Raw genomic sequence first — 17,028 nt, 5'->3', positions numbered from 1 at the left:
TATGCGGGAGGGGCTTGCCCCCAATAGCGGTAGTTCAGTTACAGAAGTGTTGTCTGACACTCAACCATCGGGGGCAAGTCGAATCGTCGCACCGCCCCTCCCACATTGGATTGCATTTCAAATTAGGAACTGGGTTTAGCCTCGGGCACTGCGCCAGGCGTTGATCAATTGCTCAAAGGTCGCCTGTACCTGCTGAATCAACGTCTCATCATCAATCTCCCCCGCCATCCACAAACGGCTCGGTTCCTGGAAGATCGTGCGGCCCACGGCAAACCCACGGCAGGTGGTGCTTTGGCTGGCTTGCTGGAAGCCGTCAGCGAGAAACTCAGCCGAGGCATTCAAGCCCAGCAACACCACGCCACGGCAGTACGGGTCACGCTCCTGGATCAGTTCATCGAGCTTTTTCCAGTCCTCGGCCGACTGCGCCTCGATTTTCCACCACGCCGGGTAGATGCCCAGGTTGTAAAGGCGCTTGAGGCTGCGGTAGAGCGCGTCCGGGTAGGTGGACGGGTGATCCTTGGGCGGGATGACTTCCAGCAGCAATTCATGGCCGCTGACCAGGGACGCCTCGTACACCGCCTTGAGCTGGGCTTCCTGTTCCAGGCGCAGCAAGGGTTCGTCATCCGGGTGGAATTGCACCAGGCACTTGATGATCTGTTCCTGAGGCCAGGCGATCAGGTTGCTGCCAATCGAACGGCCATGCTCGAAAGCCAAGGGCCGCGAGTTCTGCACTTCCACCGGGCGGGCGATCCACCAGCCACGACCGCTGGCGGCGTTGAGCGCGTCCTGACCAAAACGCTGGTCGGCCAACAACCCCACATCGGCGGCAACGCCCTGCTCGGCGAGCTTTTTTTCCACGCGTTCGATGGCCTGGATAAACAGCTGCTTGATATCGCTGATGCGTGCCGGATCCTGGCCGCCTCTTTGCGCCAGGTCGACCAATTGCCAGCGGTGGTCGAAGGCGAAAATAAACAGTTGCTTCCATTGCTTGCGCGGCACGCTGACACGGTGCAGACGTTGCAGGGTCACGTCCTGGTCCGGCCGAGTGATCGGCACCGGGCTGTTGAACAGGTAATCAAGCTCGGCTGGCGTCGGCATGGCCGGAGCGCAAGCGTGGCGCGAGACCACCAGGCCGCCACAGGCATTGGCCAGTTGGCTGCAACGTTCGTCGCTGGCGTCATTGATCCAGCCGCTGAGAAAGCCCGACATAAATGCATCGCCAGCGCCCAGCACATTGAGCACTTCCACACGCACACCAGGGTAGATCGCGCCGTCTTCCAAGCGCGCAGGAATCGCACCGTGGATGACCGTGCACCCCTGCGGCCCTAGTTTGACCACCAGCGTGGCGGGCGTAAGTTCGCGCACGGTGCGCAGCGCGGTGAGCAGGTCTTCGCTGCCGCCAGCGATCAGGAATTCTTCTTCGGTGCCGACGATCAGGTCGAAACGCGGCAGGATTTTCTGCACATGCTGGCTGACATTCTGGTCCGCGACAAAACGCGTCTCGCCATCTGCCTTGCCTGCCAGGCCCCACAGCACAGGGCGGTAGTCGATATCCAACACGCGCTTGACGTTGTGCTTGGCCGCATAGTCCAGCGCTTGGATGCTGGCCTTGTACACACCGTCGGTGGAGAAATGCGTGCCGGTAATCAGCAGCGCTTTGCTGGAGGCAATAAAGGCTTCGCTGATGTCTTCGGCGCGCAGGGCCATGTCGGCGCAGTTTTCGCGGTAGAACACCAACGGGAAGGTTTCGCGGTCCTTGAGGCCCAGCAGCACCAGGGCAGTGAGCCGTTCCGGGTCGACCTTGATACCGCTGACATCACAGCCTTCGCGGGCCAGGGATTCCACCAGGAAGCGACCCATATGATCGTCACCCACGCGGCTCAGCATCGCCGACTTAAGGCCCAACCGCGCAGTGCCGAAGGCGATGTTGGCGGAGGAACCGCCGAGGTATTTGGCGAAGCTGGACACGTCCTCAAGCCGCGCACCTACTTGCTGTGCGTAGAGGTCGACGCCCAGGCGCCCGAGGCAAATCAGATCCAATTGACGCCCACTGGCAAAACGAGTCTGGCCCATGCTGGCTCCTGTTATTTTTATCAGCCTGCGTGGTGCCGCCGTGGTGACGGCTCACGCTCTTGGTGAGAGCAGACTAGAACGTTCAGCGGGCTCAATCAATATTTATTCCAGAATTATTTTTAGTGGAATATTTTTTCCAATAAGCCAGCATAATGGCACCCTAGCCCGCGTGCATCGTTTCAGCAGCCCACCGGGGCCGTGATGCCGGGGTATTTTTTTGCGCCTACCCTGTAGACTTGCGCCACCCACCAGCGCATCAGACGAACACGCCAGAAGGATTGCCCATGTCCCGCACCGATCCCGAGACCACCCTGGAAGCCCCTCTCGCCAGCCCTCCGGTCAATGCCGAACGCCTGTTGCAGCTGATCACCGACGAATATGAAAGCCTGCCTCGGCAACTCAAGCGCATTGCCAGCTACATGAGCCAACAGAGCGACCGCATCATGGTTGACCGCATCAGCGACATCGCCCGCGAATGCGAAGTGCATCCCTCGGCGATCGTGCGGTTTTCCCAGCGTTTCGGCTTCAGTGGGTTCAGCGAAATGCAGGCACTGTTTCGCGAGGCCTACACCCACAAGACCACGCCGGTACAGAACTACCAGCAGCGCATTCGCAGCATGATTGCCAACAAATCCCAGAAGGCCAGCGGCGGCGACCTGGCGCGCGAATGCGTCAACGCCACGCTGTCGGGTATTGAGCGTCTGGGGCTGGAGTTGGATGACGTCGCGTTCGACAAGGCCGTGGACCTGGTGGTCAATGCCGACAATATCTACGTGGTGGGTGTTCGCCGTTCGTTCGCGGTGGCCGATTACTTGGTCTACAACCTGCAGCACACCAACAAGCGCATCCATCTGATCTCGGGTCTGGGCGGCAGCTACCGCGAGCAGATGCGCAGCGTGCGCGCCAATGATCTGGTGATCGCCATCAGCTTCACGCCCTACGGCAAAGAGACCCAGCACTGCCTGCGCATTGCGCAACACCACCAGGCAAAGACCCTGATCATCACCGACAGCAACCTGTCGCCCCTGGCCAAGCGGGCGAACGCAGTGTTGTTGGTGAATGAAGGTTCGTCGTTTGCCTTCCGCTCATTGAGCGCGACCCTCTGCCTGTGCCAGGCGCTGTTTATTGCGGTGGCGTATCGGTTGGAGTTGAAGGTGGACGAAATTCACGAGCAAGTCGGGTTCGACGACTGACTATCAAACACCGCAAAGCAAATGTGGGAGGGGGCTTGCCCCCGATGGCGTTGGAACAGTCGATGTTGCTGTCGACTGACACTTCGCTATCGGGAGCAAGCCCCCTCCCACAATGGACCGAGCTGGGTCCGGATCAGTGCATGAAAATCGCGATCAGGATGATCACCGGGATCGGCACGCCGAGGAACCAAAGCAGTAATGAGCGCATGTTGTTCTCCTTGAATTAACGAACGTAGTTTTCGGTTTCGACGTACACCACGGCATCGCGACGACGACCACCAAAGGTCGCAGCGAAGCTGGCAAAGAACGCACCGATCAACAGGGCAACAAAGGTCCAAAGCGAGGTGTAAGCGGCGACCTTGGCGGCGGTATCAGCAGCCTGTTTGGCTTTGAGCTTGGCGTCTTCGACGGCTTTACGGGCATCGCCGTAAACCTTGTCGATACGCGCTTCGGCGTCGGCCTGGCTGAGGTTGGTGCGCTGGCTGATCAACTGGGCCAGGTAGGCGCGGTCTTCAGCGGCCAGTTGGCCGTCGTTGCTCAGGGTGCGGGTGAAGATGCGGGCGACTACGCCGTGGGCCGCGTCATCGCTGACGGCAACCGGGCGGTCATCGCGAAATAGGCTGTCGACGTAATAGTCGAAGTCGCCGCCGTTCACGCCTTTAGCCGCACTGCCCGCCGCTTGAGTGATTCCGCTGGCAGCACCCGCCGCCACGCTGGCACCGGCTTTGACGCCACCGCTGACAACACTGCTGACCGAACCGACCACCAGCACTGCGGTAACCAACGTGGCTACCGCCCAGGCCAGGAAGCCATGTGCTGTGTCGCGAAAGTACACCTCGTCGCCATGCATCCCGGCCCACTTCACACGTAACCGGCCGGCGATATAGCCACCCAAGCCGGACGCAACGATCTGGGTAAACGCCAGCCAGACAATGGTGGAAATGCCAAGCCCCTTGGCACTGATACCGCTATCGGCCCACGGCGACACCGCCGAAAAGCCCAGGCCGAAACCCAGCAGTACCAAAATCAGCGACAGCGCAGCTGCCGCCGCGGCCCCTGCAAAAATAGCCCCCCAGGAAACCCCGGAGAGCGTGCTCGACTCTTGCAGCGTGGATGAGGATGTGATCATTGTTGTTTTGCTCCCGGCAGGAAAAATAGTGTTACAAGTCTCAAAAGGGACAGTGCAGGCACCATGCCAGCGAGTAATAAAATTAAAATCGTTAAAATTCAACACGTTAACTCGATTGAACTTAACCGAACCATGCAAGTTGCAAGATAGGGCTTTCACCAGCGGGCGTTATGCAAGCCCTGCCCCCCTTTATGAGCGCCAATCGTGGAAACAGGGTGAGGTTCAGAAACATGAAGTTTTATTTAGGAAGCGTTCAGCCATTTCTTGGCAAAATGCCCCCACTTCTAGTGTGAATCGCTCACCAGGTAATCCTATGACCCGCATTTTGACCATCGAGGATGACGCCGTAACGGCCCGCGAGATCGTCGCCGAGCTGAGTAGCCATGGACTGGACGTAGATTGGGTGGACAACGGCCGCGAAGGCCTGGTCCGCGCCGTGAGTGGTGATTACGATCTGATCACCCTCGACCGCATGCTGCCCGAACTCGATGGCCTGGCCATCGTCACCACCCTGCGCACCATTGGGGTGTCGACGCCGATCCTGATGATCAGCGCCCTCTCCGATGTCGACGAACGCGTACGCGGCCTGCGCGCCGGGGGTGATGACTACCTGACCAAGCCGTTCGCCTCCGATGAAATGGCCGCCCGCGTCGAAGTGCTGCTGCGCCGCAAAAGCACGGTCAAGGAGTTCGAGACCGCCCTGCGCGTGGCCGACCTGGAACTCAACCTGATCAGCCGCGAAGCCAGTCGCGCCGATCAGCCCCTGAGCCTGTTGCCCACCGAATACAAACTGCTGGAATTTTTGATGCGCAACACCGGGCAGATCCTGTCGCGGATGATGATCTTCGAGGAAGTCTGGGGCTATCACTTTGACCCAGGCACCAACCTGATCGACGTGCACATCGGCCGCCTGCGCAAGAAAATCGATCCACCGGGCCTCACGCCGCTGATCCGCACGGTACGAGGTTCCGGTTATGTCATTGCTGAACCCCTCTAAGGGCTGGCGTTCTTCCAGTAGCCGTCTGCTGGCGCTGTACAGTTCGCTGTTCGTGGCCTGGAGTTGCATCCTCATGGGGGTGCTGTATTACGAAGTCTCCGGTTACCTGAGCGACCTCTCGCGCCACTCGCTGATGCAGCGCCAGCACCTGTTCCAGCGTTTCGACGGTGAAGAACTGGTGGAGGCGCTGACCACCAGCATGACCTTCGACATGAAGGGCGTGGACGCCTACGGCCTGTTCGACGAACAATTTCGACCCTTGAGCGGGCCGATCCGCGCGATACCACCCGACTTGCCCCTGGACGGCAAGATCCACACCCTGACCAATTGCGTCGACTCCGACGATCCCAAACTGCCCAAGGACAGCTGCGACGCCGTCGCCACCCACACCGACGAAGGCCGCTGGCTGGTGCTGGTGCGCGCCAACGGTTCGCTGTTTGGTGTGACGCGGATCATCTGGCATGCATTGCTGTGGGCATTGTCCCTGACGATCATCCCCGGCGCTGCCGGCTGGCATTTGCTGCGCCGCCGTCCGTTACGGCGGATTCGCGGGATCCAGGCCAGCGCCGAAGCCATCGTCGCCGGCGACCTCACCCACCGTTTGCCATTGTCCAACCGCCGTGACGAACTGGACATGCTCGCGGCCATCGTCAACGCCATGCTCGACCGCATCGAGAAGCTGATGAACGAGGTCAAGGGTGTGTGCGACAACATTGCCCACGACCTGCGCACCCCGCTCACTCGCCTGCGCGCGCAGTTGTACCGCATCAAGCAGCAGGCCGAAGCCGAGTCGGCGCATGCATTGCAACTGGACGACGCCATCGCCGAAACCGACACCCTGATGGCGCGCTTTCGCGGGCTATTGCGTATCTCGGAGCTTGAAGACCACCAGCGCCGCTCAGGCTTTCTGGTGATGGACCCACTGCCGCTGCTGCGCGAGTTGCACGACTTCTACCTGCCCCTGGCCGAAGAAGGCGAACTGCATCTAGTGCTCGACACCCCGGAATCCTTGCCGTGGATCACCGGCGATCGCGCACTGCTGTTCGAAGCCCTGGCCAACCTGCTGAGCAACTCAATCAAATTCTCCCCTGCGGGAGGCGAAGTGATTTTGCGCGCGGTCAACGATGGCGGCAGCACGCGAATCGAAGTGCACGACTCCGGGCCGGGCATACCGGCGGCGGAACGCAAAGCAGTGTTCCAACGGTTTTATCGCGTGGATGAGAGCGACCAACAAGGTGGGTTCGGGTTGGGCTTGTCGATTGTGGCGGCGATCATCAACTTGCATGGGTTCAAGTTGGAAGTAGGCAGCAGTGCAAGCGGGGGCGCGCGTTTGGTATTGGAGTGCCGCCAACAGCTTATGCCCGAATAGCCTTAACCGAGTGAATGTGCGTGTTGTGGTGCGCCATTCATTATTCTGCTGTACCCGTTATCTTGCTGTACCAGCTATTCCGTGGTGCCAGTTGTCTGCGGTGACAGCTATCTGTGGTGACAGTTGTCTGTAGTACCAGTTGCCTGCAGTGACAGTTATCTGTGGTGAGCGGGCCTGCCCCGCGCTGGGTGGCGAAGCCGCCCCAAACCAGGCGACCCGGACGCTGCCTGACACTACGCGGTGCGCTTATTGGGGCCGCTTCGCAGCCCGGCGCGGGGCAAGCCCGCTCACTACAGAAGCCCGCTCATGAGGTCAGAAATTCGCCCGCAGCGCCTCAACACCACCCTTGTAAACCCCGGCAAATTGTAGTGCCAGTTGTCTGTGATGACAGTTATCTATGGCGACAGTTATCTATGGCGACAGTTATCTATGGCGACAGTTATCTGTGGTGACAGTTGTCTGTAGTGCCAGTTATCTGTGGTGAGCGGGCTTGCCCCGCGCTGGGTGGCGAAGCCGCCCCAAACCAGGCGACCCGGGCGCTGCCTGATACTACGCGGTGCGTTGATTGGGGCCGCTTCGCAGCCCGGCGCGGGGCAAGCCCGCTCACTACAGAAGCCCGCTCATGAGGTCAGAAATTCGCCCGCAGCGCCTCAACCCCGCCCTTGTAAACCCCGGCAAATAACTCTTCGACCGCAGCATCCGTGGTGCCCGCCGCCGGTGTGAATACGCCCGACCAGGTTACCTTCGCCGACGATTCGCTCAGCGCTTCGACCTGCAACGTCGCCAGGTACGCAGTCACAGGAAATGACGATTCCTCGATGGTGTAGCTGTAGGTGCGCGCCACGTTATCAAAGGTCTGCAAACGTTCTACGATCACACCACCGTCGCCAGTGGTCAGGTGACGCAAGCGGCCGCCTTCGCCTGGCTCGCTCTTGGCGATCAGCGGCAACCAGTCCGGCAGGCTGTTGAAGCCGCCAACCAATTGCCAGACCGTGTCGGCCGATACCGGGATTTCAATCACTGCAGATGCTGTTGCCACGGTAAATCTCCAAGTCGTAGGAAAACGTCGTCCAGACTGCCACGCCACACGCCTCAATGCATCAACTCCCTCAAGCAGCGGCGAACACAACACCTTAGGCGTTCTTGCTGAAATCTAATCCCTAAGCCGGCTTCCACCGTTGCGGGTGAGGTGAAAGAACCATTCTCGATAACTTGTAAAACCGCGCCGTAATGCCTAGCTTATGCGCCCCCCGCCCTGCGCTTTAAGGCCCTGCCCCCATGGTTTTGCGTTTTCGTCCCGTCGTTAGTTCACGTTTCGCCCTCGGCCTGTTGCTCAGCGGCGGTGTTGGCAACAGCCTCGCGGCAGAGATCGAACTGCCGGCCGTGAAGGTTCAGGGCCAGGATGAGTCCGGTTATCGCGCCGATACCGCCTCGGTCGGCGGCTTCACTGAAGCACCGCTGCTGGAAACCCCGGCGTCGATCAGCGTGTTCAACGCCGACCTGATCAAGGACCAGCAAGCGCGACTGCTCAGTGAGGTGCTGCGCAACGACGCCTCGGTAGGCGACAGCTATGCGCCCATCGGCTACTACGAAAATTTTGTGGTGCGCGGCTTCTCGCTGAATGCGGCAAGCAGTTACAAGATCAACGGGCGCACCATCACCGGCGAACAGAACGTGGCCCTGGAAAACAAGCAACAGGTCGAAGTGCTCAAGGGCCTGGCCGGCCTGCAAAGCGGGATTTCCGAGCCCAGTGGCGTGATCAACTACGTGACCAAGCGCCCTGAGGATGTGCGCTCGGTCACGGTGTCCACCGATGACCGCGGCAGTGGCTATATCGCCACCGACGTCGGCGGCTGGTTTGGCAGCGAGCAGCAATTCGGGCTGCGCGCCAACGTCGCCCATGAAGACCTCAATTCCTACGTGGAGCATGCCAACGGCCAGCGCGACTTTGTGTCCCTGGCCTTCGACTGGAACATCAGCCCCGACGCGGTGCTGCAACTGGACGCGGAATACCAGAACAAGCAACAACGCTCGGTACCGGGCTACCAGTTACTGGGCGGCACTCAAGTGCCCCACGACGCCTCGCCGAAAAAACTGCTGGGTCACCAGAGCGGCTCCAAGCAAGTCGGCATCGACTCGTTGAACCTCAACGGCAGGTTTGAATACCGCTTCAGCGACCAGTGGAAAGGCAGCGTCAGCGCCGCGCGCAGCAAGGTGGTGATCGATGATTACAGCTCGTTCGCCTGGGGCTGCTATGGCTCGACCAGTTGCACCTCAAGCGTGCCGAACACCTTCAGCCCCGAAGGAAACTACGACGTCTACGACTACCGCAGCCCCGACGACACCCGCCGCGACGACGAAGTGCAGGCGGCCATGACCGGGTTGTTCGACACCGCAGGCATCGGCCATGAGCTGACCTTCGGCACCAGCGCATTCCGTCGGGTGATCGACAAGCGCAACCCGGTCAACGAGTACATCGGCACCAGCAACATCGACGAAGACACGCCAACGTTCACCCCCACCGACAAACCGCTGAATCCAAGCCACCGCAACCTCGACAGCCGCCAATACGGCGTGTTCGTCACCGACCGCATCCGTTTCAATGAGCAATGGCAAACCATCCTCGGTGGCCGCGAAGTGCGCCTGGATGAAAAATCCTTCGACGCTGTCAGCGGCGACCAGACACGCCATACCCAGCAATACGTGTTCCTGCCCCAGGCTTCGCTGATCTACACACCCATTGAAAACCTCTCGCTATACACCAGCTACAGCAAGGGCCTGTCCCTGGGCGGCACCGCGCCGTGGTTCGCCACCAACGCTGCTGAAACCCTGGCACCCACCACCTCACGCCAGATCGAAGCCGGGGTGAAATACGACTGGCGCCGCATCAGCTTCGCCGCTGCCGTGTTCCAGACCCGCCAGGCCTACCAGTACGCAAAGCCCGGTGCTGCCGGCGACTTCACCTATGTGCAGCAGGGCGAGCAGAAAAACAGCGGATTAGAACTCTCGGCCAACGGCTGGGCCACTGAACGCCTGCAAATCTCCACCAGCGTGGCGGCGATTCGCGCACGGGTGACCGGCAGCGGCACGCCGCAATACGAAGCGCATCAGGCGATCAACGTGCCGAAGCTGCGCGCCAGTGTCTACGCCGACTATGCGTTGCCGTGGGTGAATGGCTTGGCGGTGCTCGGCGGCGTGCAATACAGCGCCAAGAAGTACGCCAACCGCAGCGGCAATGTGGAGGTGGGAGATTATGCGGTGGTCAACGTCGGCAGCCGCTACACCACCAAGGTCGACGGCTACGAGACGGTGTTCCGCCTGAGCGTCGACAACCTGTTCGACAAGCGCTACTGGCGCGACGCGGGTGAGTACATGGGCGATGACTATCTCTTCCAAGGCGCGCCACTGACGGCGCGCCTGAGTGCCTCAGTCAACTTCTGACGCTTACTTGGGCATCTTGCGAAAACCCACCGCCAGACGGTTCCAGCTGTTGATGGTCGCGATCGCCACGCTCAGGTCGATCTGCTCTTGGGCGCTGAATTCAGCGGCCAGCACGTTGAAGTCTTCGTCCGGAGCGTGGGTCTGGCTGATCAGCGTCAGGCTTTCAGCCCAGGCCAGCGCCGCACGTTCACGGGGGGTGAAGAACGGCGTTTCACGCCAGGCTGACAGGGTGTACAGGCGACGCTCGGTTTCGCCGCCCTTGCGGGCATCGGCGGTGTGCATGTCCAGGCAGAAGGCGCAGCCGTTGATCTGCGACACACGCAGGCGGATCAATTCCAGCAACGGCAACTCGATGGAGAGTTTGCCGACCGCCGCTTCAAGGGCAAGCATGGCTTTCATGGCGTCCGGGGAAGCGGTGTAGAAGTCGGTACGGGATTGCATGGTGGAACTCCAGAACGGTGGGATTGGTGGCTAGGTTAGTCACCGTCGCGGCCGTCAGGAATATCCAATTCCGGGGAAGATCAGGTAGCCAATGCATCAGCCCGGCAACGGAATCACCCGCAACGGCCGCACCGACTTATAAGAAAAACTCGAATAGATCTCTTTGACGCACGGCAGCGTCTGCAACACCTCCCGCGCAAACTCGCCAAACGACTCCAAGTCCTTGGCGACCACTTCGAGCAAAAAGTCATAGCGCCCCGATACGTTATGACAGGCCACGATTTCCGGAATTTCCAACAACCGCTGCTCAAACGCCCGGGCGATATCCTGGGTGTGGCTTTCCATCATGATGCTGACAAACGCCGTCACCCCATACCCCAGCGCCTTGGGCGAAAGAATCGCCTGGTAACCGCTGATCACCCCGCTCTCCTCCAGGTGACGGACCCGACGCCAGCACGGTGACGTGGTCAGGGACACGCGTTCGGCGAGTTCGGCCACGGTTAAACGGGCATTGCCTTGCAGGGCGTTTAATAACGCTTTGTCGGTGCGGTCCAAGGTGACGGGCATGATTTGCCTCTGTTCATTATTTTTAGGGTTTTTTCATCCCTTAACGCGGGATTTGTCGGCAAAGTTTGGAAAATTCAGCCTTGGTTATGAGCATAGCATTGTAGGAAATAAGGAGCGCCCGACATGAACAATAAACATAATGCATTCGGCTTTTCTACCCGCGCCATCCACCACGGCTACGACCCCAAGGACCACCACGGCGCGCTCGTGCCGCCGACCTACCTGTCGGCCACGTTTGCGTTTCCCACTGCCGAATACGGCGCCGCCTGTTTTGCCGGCGAAGCCGACGGCCACTTCTATACCCGCATTTCCAACCCGACTCTGGCGCTGCTGGAATCGCGCATGGCCACCCTGGAAAACGGCGAGGCGGCAGTGGCGTTCAGCTCCGGCATGGGCGCAATTGCCGCGACGTTCTGGACCCTGCTGCGGCCAGGCGATGAGGTGATTGTCAGCCAGACCCTCTACGGCTGCACCTTCGCCCTGCTGCATCACGGTATCGGCGAGTTCGGCATCAAGGTGCGCCATGTGGACCTCACCGACCTGGCCGCCCTGCGAGCGGCGCTCAGCCCTGCCACTCGTATGATCTACTGTGAAACCCCGGCCAACCCCACCCTGCAATTGGTGGACATCACAGCCGTGGCCGCCCTCGCCCATCAACAGCCAAATGTGACGGTGGTGATCGACAACACCTACTGCACGCCGTACCTGCAACGCCCGCTGGAACTGGGTGCCGATGTGGTGGTGCACTCGGCCACCAAGTACCTCAGCGGCCACGGCGACATCACCGCCGGCATCGCCGTCAGCAACCTGGCCACGGCCCAGCGCATTCGCCTGCAAGGCCTCAAGGACCTGACCGGCGCGGTGATGTCGCCCCAGGATGCGTCGCTGCTGATGCGCGGGCTCAAGACCCTGGCCCTGCGCATGGACCGCCACTGCAGCAACGCCCAGGCCGTGGCCGAAGCGTTGCAGGCGCACCCGGCGGTGGAGTGGGTCACGTATCCGGGGCTGCCCTCTTTCCCGCAATACGAACTGGCGGCGCGGCAAATGAGCCAGTCGGGCGGCATGATTGCTTTCGAGCTCAAAGGCGGGATCGATAGCGGTCGGCGCTTCATGAATGCCCTCAAGCTGTTCACCCGCGCGGTCAGCCTCGGCGACGCTGAATCCCTGGCCCAGCATCCGGCGAGCATGACCCATTCCACCTACACCCCGGAACAGCGCGCGCACCACGGCATCAGCGAAGGCCTGGTGCGTTTATCGGTCGGGCTTGAGGACGTTGCCGACCTGCTGGCGGATGTGCAGCAAGCACTGGCCACATGCACGCGCGCCTTGCCGCGCCGAACGCTGATGGCGGCGCATGCGGTGAGATGAGTTTGTTTTGCCCTGACGGCGGTCGGACAGGTCCGGCCGCCGTTGGCCGTGCTTAATCTGGTTTTTTTCCCAATTGGATCCCCATCCCGCCGCCAGGCTGTACTAGCATACGTCCTGCACTCGACATTCATGGACGAACTGATGAACTCAAACCTGTTCCCACATATAGGCAAGGTCATCGCCAGCACCGGCAGTCGCCATTTCCCACGCATGCTGCATGACCTGATTCTCACCCAACTGGCAGTGGACGCCACCCATATCACCCAAATGCGGGTGAGCCCCGAAGGGCACACCCGCCGCAAGATCAGCCCGGTCTACACCGATTCGGTGGCGGCCCTGGGCGAAGCACAACCCGCCGCACAACTGCACCTCACACGCCGCAAAGACGACGTGCGCTACGTGCTGTCGGTGTACCGCTCGCACCAGTCCGAAAGCTTTTCGCCTCAGGAGCGCAGCATGCTGCAGGACTTCTCCACCCTGCTGCTGCCGATGGTGGAAAAACACATCGCCGCGATCCAGCCCTGCCGCCAGGACAGCGATCCGAGGGAGCCGCAAAACCAGGGCATCGACACCCTGCGCCGACGCATTGAAGAACGCCTGGTGCAATCGGGCCTGACCCTGTCCAACCGCGAGCTGGAAGTGTGTGTGGGCCTGCTGGCCGGGCGGACGGCGCCGGAGTTGGCGGAGCAACTGGCATTGAAGGTCAACACGATTGAAAGCTACCTCAAGCGGGCGGCGATCAAACTGGGGATCAGCGGACGGCATTCGTTGTTGCGCTGGATGTATTCCACGGACGACGTCACCAGTTAAACCGGTGGGAGGGGGCTTGCCCCCGATAGCGGTGTGTCAGCCATAGATGCATCAACTGACAGTCCCTCATCGGGGGCAAGCCCCCTCCCACACTTGATCTTCACCGGCCAACAGAAATCAGTCCCTGGCCAATGCCTCAATCGGGTCCAGCCGCGCCGCGTTCCGCGCTGGCACAAAGCCGAACACAATGCCGATCAGCGTCGAACAGGCGAAGGCTGTGACGATTGAGCCGACCGAAAACACCATTTCCCATTCCTTCACAAACAGCGAAAACAGAAACCCCAGCGCATAGGAAAGCGAGATACCAATCAAGCCGCCGATCAGGCACACCATCACCGCTTCCACTAAAAACTGCTGACGAATGTCCGACTGCCGCGCGCCCACTGCCATGCGAATACCGATCTCACGAGTACGCTCGGTGACCGACACCAGCATGATATTCATCACGCCAATCCCCCCCACCAGCAATGAAATCACTGCGATCAACGACAACAGCAGCGCCAGGGAGCGGCTGGTTTTCTGCACCGTCTGCATGATGCTGTCGAGGTTATTGGTGAAAAAATCCTTGGTGCCGTGGCGTTGCAGCATGAGCTTGTTGACGTTGTCTTCCACCACCTTGCTCGGCTGACCGTCCTTGATGCGCACGGTGATGCTGTCCAAATGGCGCTGGCCTAAAAGACGCCCCGCCGCGGTTTCGTAAGGCACCCACACGTTGAGCGCCTTGCTGGCGGCGAACATGTTTTTGTTGTCGGCCGTCACGCCAATCACTGTGCACGGCAGGTTGCCCACCAGGATCACCTGGCCCAACGGGTCCACGTTCGGCCCGAACAGACGGTGCCGGGTGTTGTGGTCGATTACCACCACCTGGGCCTGGCGCCGTGCATCGCTTTCGCTGAAGGCAATACCGGCTTCAAGCTTCAGCCCCTTGACCTTGAAGTAGCGGTCGCTGACGCCATTGACTTGGGCATCCAGATCAATATTGCCGTAGCGCAGCAACAGGCTGCGGCCCACCACCGGCGTGGCACTGTCCACGTAGTACAACTGGTTCAACGCGTCCACATCCGACGGCATCAGGGTTTCGATGGCCGAGGCGCGGCTGTCGCCGAAACTGGTGCCGGAAAAGATATCGATGGTGTTGCTGCCAATCGCCTGGATGTCCTTGAGCACATAGCGCTTGGCGCCTTCGCCGATGGCCGAGATCGACACCACCGAGGTGATGCCGATGACAATGCCGAGCATGGTCAGCAAGGTGCGCATGCGATGGGACACCAGCGCGACCCAGGCCATGTTGAACGCTTCCTTGAACAACCCAAGGCTCGCCACCAACCGCCGTGCGCCGCTGCGCCGGGGCTCTATCGGCGCCTCGGCAGGCGCGTCCAGTCCACTGCGGGTGTTGGCCTTGTCACTGATGATCTCGCCGTCACAGACCTCGACAATACGCTGGGCATTCGCCGCCACCTTGGGATCGTGCGTGACGATAATCACCGTGTGCCCGGCCGCGTGCAGCTCGGCGAGGATACGCATCACCTCCTTGCCGCTGTGGGTGTCGAGGGCGCCGGTGGGTTCGTCGGCGAGGATCACTTCACCGCCATTCATCAAGGCCCGGGCAATACTCACCCGTTGCTGCTGCCCGCCCGACAACTGGCTGGGACGGTGGGTGGTGTGGCTGGCCAGCCCCAGGCGTTCGAGCAACTCCCGTGCGCGACTGTGGCGTTGAGTCTGTGGGGTGCCCGCGTAAATCGCCGGCATTTCCACGTTGTGCAAAGCACTGAGGTGCGCCAGCAAGTGGTAGCGCTGGAAGATGAACCCGAAATAATCGCGGCGCAGTTCCGCCAGTTGTTCATCACCCAACGAGCGGGTTTCGATGCCATTGATCTTGTAACTGCCGGCAGTGGCGTAATCCAGGCCGCCAAGGATATTCATTAAGGTGGATTTACCGGAACCGGACGCGCCGATAATCGCGATCATTTCCCCGGCCTGAATCGTCAGGTCGATACCCTTGAGCGCAATGAATTCACGCTCGCCGGCCATGAAACTGCGGGTGATGCCCTTGAGTTCCAACAGTGGCTGGCTCATCCGTCAGTTCCCCGCCACAGCAGGCGACGCATCACCGATCACCACTTTATCGCCCTCGGCCAAGCCCTCCAGGATCTGCACCTTGACGTTGTTGTTGATGCCGGTTTTTACATCACGGGACACCGCCTTGCCCTTGGCATCCAGCACCCGCAGCGCGTAACTGCCGTCCTTATTGCGCGCCCCGAGCGCCGCCACCGGCACCATCAACGCGGCCTGGGCGGTGTCGAGGACGATACGCACCTGGGCGGTCATGGCGATGCGCAGGCGATGGTCGGGGTTGGGCACATCGAACAACGCGTTGTAGAACACCGCTGTGTTCTGCTTGGGCGTGCCGGCAGTCTGGGTTTCAAGGAAGTTCTGCGGCGCCGGCTCGGTGCCGCGCAGCTTGGCGTAGTAGCGTTTGTCGGCTTCACCGAGGATGGTGAAATACACCTGCTGGCCGGGGCTGATATGAATCACATCCGCCTCCGACACCTGGGCCTTGACCGTCATGGTGTCCAGGTCCGCCAACTTGAGCAGCACCGGCGCCAGTTGGCTGGCGATCACCGTCTGGCCTTCCTGGGTGACGATGCCCACGACATCGCCGTCGATGGGCGCATTGATGCGGGTGTAATCCAGGTTGATCTTGGCGGTGTCGATCTGGATATGTGCGCTTTTGATCTGCGCATCCAGGGCCAACAGATTGGCCTGCTGCACTTGGAAGGTCGATTCGGCATCTTCAAAGTCCTGGCGCGATACCGACTCGTCATCCTGCAAGCCTTTGTAGCGTTCATACACCGACTTGGCCTGCTTGAGCTGAGCCGCCGTGGCCCGGCGCTGGGCCTGGAGATTTTCCTCATCCACTTGGGCTTTGCGCAGGGTGTTTTGCAGGATCAACGGGTCGATTTCGGCGAGCCATTGGCCCTTTTTTACCTTGTCGCCCACTTTGACCTTGAGTGACTTTAACTGGCCGGAGACTTGGGCGCCGACGTCGACTTGCTTGATGCCTTCGAGTAGACCGGTGGCCAGGACGGCGTTTTCGATGTCGCCACGTTCGGCAGTGGCGGTGAGGTACAGCGGTGCGTCGGCCGGGGCCTGGACGGTGTAGATGATTAGGCTGATGGCTACGGCCAGTACGGTGAATATGCCGATTTTGCGGAATTTAGAGTTTTGCATAGATGACCATAGAAAGTGGTTTGGCCCGGCCTATTGGGTTGGGCTTTTTTTGATTGGGTACATATCCGTTTCTGCAGGAATGGATATGCACACCGAAAGATCGCTATCGGGGGCAAGCCCCCTCCCACCTGTGAAAGCAGTTCGACTCAATAAACCGGTCGGCTCTAAGGCCGCCGCGCTCTTGATTTTGATCTGCGGTCGCCCCGTAAAACCACGCTGGCCGAACGCAGGTTTTGGAGCGGCGGCCCACGTTCCAAAGCCGGAGTGAGGGCACACCGAGCCTAGGCGAGGTGCCGAGTGGTGGGGCGAAGGCCTTTTGGTTACTTTTGGCTGGGCCGGCATTCCGGCCTTTCCAAAAGTGACCCGCTGTAAGAGCGGAACCACAAGCCGCCGTTACCGCAGGAATGGA

At 60.5% G+C, this 17,028-nt stretch carries 14 protein-coding genes; 7 read left to right on the top strand and 7 right to left on the bottom strand.

Features of this window, described 5'->3' with window-relative positions; all coding sequences use genetic code 11:
• Nucleotides 1–135: 135 nt before the first annotated feature.
• Nucleotides 136–2,073: a bifunctional 5-dehydro-2-deoxygluconokinase/5-dehydro-2-deoxyphosphogluconate aldolase gene (locus G9Q84_RS24860; protein ID WP_032885777.1), complete on the bottom strand. Its 1,938-nt coding sequence runs from the start codon at nucleotides 2,071–2,073 to the stop codon at nucleotides 136–138.
• Between G9Q84_RS24860 and G9Q84_RS24855 the strand changes: the two genes are divergently transcribed.
• Together G9Q84_RS24855 and G9Q84_RS24850 are read left to right on the top strand one after the other, a co-directional pair.
• Nucleotides 2,072–2,275: a hypothetical protein gene (locus tag G9Q84_RS24855; protein WP_143499427.1), complete on the top strand. Its 204-nt coding sequence runs from the start codon at nucleotides 2,072–2,074 to the stop codon at nucleotides 2,273–2,275. The genes G9Q84_RS24860 and G9Q84_RS24855 overlap by 2 nt on opposite strands.
• 82 nt (nucleotides 2,276–2,357) lie before the next feature.
• Complete coding sequence (locus tag G9Q84_RS24850; RefSeq protein ID WP_032885775.1) at nucleotides 2,358–3,266, top strand: MurR/RpiR family transcriptional regulator; 909 nt, start codon at nucleotides 2,358–2,360, stop codon at nucleotides 3,264–3,266.
• Between the two features lie 223 nt (nucleotides 3,267–3,489).
• On the opposite strand, the gene G9Q84_RS24845 is transcribed toward G9Q84_RS24850, so the two are convergent.
• Entirely contained in the window at nucleotides 3,490–4,395 is a 906-nt protein-coding gene (locus G9Q84_RS24845; RefSeq protein ID WP_032885773.1) for a hypothetical protein, read from the bottom strand.
• Nucleotides 4,396–4,708: 313 nt separating this feature from the next.
• On the opposite strand from G9Q84_RS24845, the gene G9Q84_RS24840 reads away from it, so the two are divergent.
• Both G9Q84_RS24840 and G9Q84_RS24835 read left to right on the top strand, forming a co-directional pair.
• Nucleotides 4,709–5,392, top strand: a complete 684-nt coding sequence (locus G9Q84_RS24840) for a response regulator transcription factor (RefSeq protein WP_010564812.1) — start codon at nucleotides 4,709–4,711, stop codon at nucleotides 5,390–5,392.
• The gene (locus G9Q84_RS24835; RefSeq protein ID WP_032885772.1) at nucleotides 5,370–6,761 is read left to right on the top strand and encodes a sensor histidine kinase; all 1,392 of its coding nucleotides are present in this window, start codon (nucleotides 5,370–5,372) and stop codon (nucleotides 6,759–6,761) included. The genes G9Q84_RS24840 and G9Q84_RS24835 overlap by 23 nt, the downstream gene beginning before the upstream one ends.
• Nucleotides 6,762–7,389: 628 nt before the next feature.
• Here G9Q84_RS24835 and G9Q84_RS24830 read toward each other — a convergent pair.
• Nucleotides 7,390–7,800 (bottom strand): SRPBCC family protein, encoded by a 411-nt coding sequence (locus tag G9Q84_RS24830; RefSeq protein WP_032885770.1) that lies wholly within the window; start codon nucleotides 7,798–7,800, stop codon nucleotides 7,390–7,392.
• 239 nt (nucleotides 7,801–8,039) lie between these two features.
• Here G9Q84_RS24830 and G9Q84_RS24825 point away from each other — a divergent pair, with 239 nt between their 5' ends.
• A complete protein-coding gene (locus tag G9Q84_RS24825; RefSeq protein ID WP_181644241.1) occupies nucleotides 8,040–10,202 on the top strand; it encodes a TonB-dependent siderophore receptor in 2,163 nt (720 codons plus the stop codon).
• A gap of 3 nt (nucleotides 10,203–10,205) precedes the next feature.
• Here the strand turns inward: G9Q84_RS24825 and G9Q84_RS24820 are convergent, their stop codons facing one another.
• Together G9Q84_RS24820 and G9Q84_RS24815 are read right to left on the bottom strand one after the other, a co-directional pair.
• Complete coding sequence (locus tag G9Q84_RS24820) at nucleotides 10,206–10,643, bottom strand: carboxymuconolactone decarboxylase family protein (protein WP_032885767.1); 438 nt, start codon at nucleotides 10,641–10,643, stop codon at nucleotides 10,206–10,208.
• A 96-nt stretch (nucleotides 10,644–10,739) separates the two neighbouring features.
• On the bottom strand, nucleotides 10,740–11,210 hold the full coding sequence (locus G9Q84_RS24815; protein ID WP_032885766.1) for an Lrp/AsnC family transcriptional regulator: 471 nt from the start codon (nucleotides 11,208–11,210) through the stop codon (nucleotides 10,740–10,742).
• Between the two features lie 123 nt (nucleotides 11,211–11,333).
• Between G9Q84_RS24815 and G9Q84_RS24810 the strand changes: the two genes are divergently transcribed.
• Complete coding sequence (locus tag G9Q84_RS24810; protein WP_032885763.1) at nucleotides 11,334–12,578, top strand: methionine gamma-lyase; 1,245 nt, start codon at nucleotides 11,334–11,336, stop codon at nucleotides 12,576–12,578.
• Nucleotides 12,579–12,719: 141 nt separating this feature from the next.
• Nucleotides 12,720–13,388, top strand: a complete 669-nt coding sequence (locus G9Q84_RS24805) for a response regulator transcription factor (protein ID WP_181644240.1) — start codon at nucleotides 12,720–12,722, stop codon at nucleotides 13,386–13,388.
• A 117-nt stretch (nucleotides 13,389–13,505) separates the two neighbouring features.
• Here the strand turns inward: G9Q84_RS24805 and G9Q84_RS24800 are convergent, their stop codons facing one another.
• Both G9Q84_RS24800 and macA read right to left on the bottom strand, forming a co-directional pair.
• Nucleotides 13,506–15,464, bottom strand: coding sequence for a MacB family efflux pump subunit (locus tag G9Q84_RS24800; RefSeq protein WP_032885760.1), 1,959 nt, complete (start codon nucleotides 15,462–15,464; stop codon nucleotides 13,506–13,508).
• A gap of 3 nt (nucleotides 15,465–15,467) precedes the next feature.
• On the bottom strand, nucleotides 15,468–16,619 hold the full coding sequence (gene macA / locus G9Q84_RS24795) for a macrolide transporter subunit MacA (protein WP_122681425.1): 1,152 nt from the start codon (nucleotides 16,617–16,619) through the stop codon (nucleotides 15,468–15,470).
• Nucleotides 16,620–17,028 lie beyond the last annotated feature (409 nt).

The sequence above is a fragment of the Pseudomonas sivasensis genome, assembly GCF_013778505.1.
In the GTDB taxonomy this organism is placed as follows: Bacteria; Pseudomonadota; Gammaproteobacteria; order Pseudomonadales; family Pseudomonadaceae; genus Aquipseudomonas; species Aquipseudomonas sivasensis.
Note: the sequence above shows the minus strand (reverse complement) of the source record. Positions and strands in the feature narration are given on the sequence as shown.

What these genes read in the sequence shown, in the direction of transcription:
- G9Q84_RS24855 (WP_143499427.1), top strand. Translation starts at nt 2,072, where the DNA reads ATGCTGGCTCCTGTTATTTTTATCAGCCTGCGTGGTGCCGCCGTGGTG.
- G9Q84_RS24860 (WP_032885777.1), bottom strand. Translation starts at nt 2,073, where the DNA reads ATGGGCCAGACTCGTTTTGCCAGTGGGCGTCAATTGGATCTGATTTGC.
- G9Q84_RS24850 (WP_032885775.1), top strand. Translation starts at nt 2,358, where the DNA reads ATGTCCCGCACCGATCCCGAGACCACCCTGGAAGCCCCTCTCGCCAGC.
- G9Q84_RS24845 (WP_032885773.1), bottom strand. Translation starts at nt 4,395, where the DNA reads ATGATCACATCCTCATCCACGCTGCAAGAGTCGAGCACGCTCTCCGGG.
- G9Q84_RS24840 (WP_010564812.1), top strand. Translation starts at nt 4,709, where the DNA reads ATGACCCGCATTTTGACCATCGAGGATGACGCCGTAACGGCCCGCGAG.
- G9Q84_RS24835 (WP_032885772.1), top strand. Translation starts at nt 5,370, where the DNA reads ATGTCATTGCTGAACCCCTCTAAGGGCTGGCGTTCTTCCAGTAGCCGT.
- G9Q84_RS24825 (WP_181644241.1), top strand. Translation starts at nt 8,040, where the DNA reads ATGGTTTTGCGTTTTCGTCCCGTCGTTAGTTCACGTTTCGCCCTCGGC.
- G9Q84_RS24820 (WP_032885767.1), bottom strand. Translation starts at nt 10,643, where the DNA reads ATGCAATCCCGTACCGACTTCTACACCGCTTCCCCGGACGCCATGAAA.
- G9Q84_RS24815 (WP_032885766.1), bottom strand. Translation starts at nt 11,210, where the DNA reads ATGCCCGTCACCTTGGACCGCACCGACAAAGCGTTATTAAACGCCCTG.
- G9Q84_RS24810 (WP_032885763.1), top strand. Translation starts at nt 11,334, where the DNA reads ATGAACAATAAACATAATGCATTCGGCTTTTCTACCCGCGCCATCCAC.
- G9Q84_RS24805 (WP_181644240.1), top strand. Translation starts at nt 12,720, where the DNA reads ATGAACTCAAACCTGTTCCCACATATAGGCAAGGTCATCGCCAGCACC.
- G9Q84_RS24800 (WP_032885760.1), bottom strand. Translation starts at nt 15,464, where the DNA reads ATGAGCCAGCCACTGTTGGAACTCAAGGGCATCACCCGCAGTTTCATG.
- macA (WP_122681425.1), bottom strand. Translation starts at nt 16,619, where the DNA reads ATGCAAAACTCTAAATTCCGCAAAATCGGCATATTCACCGTACTGGCC.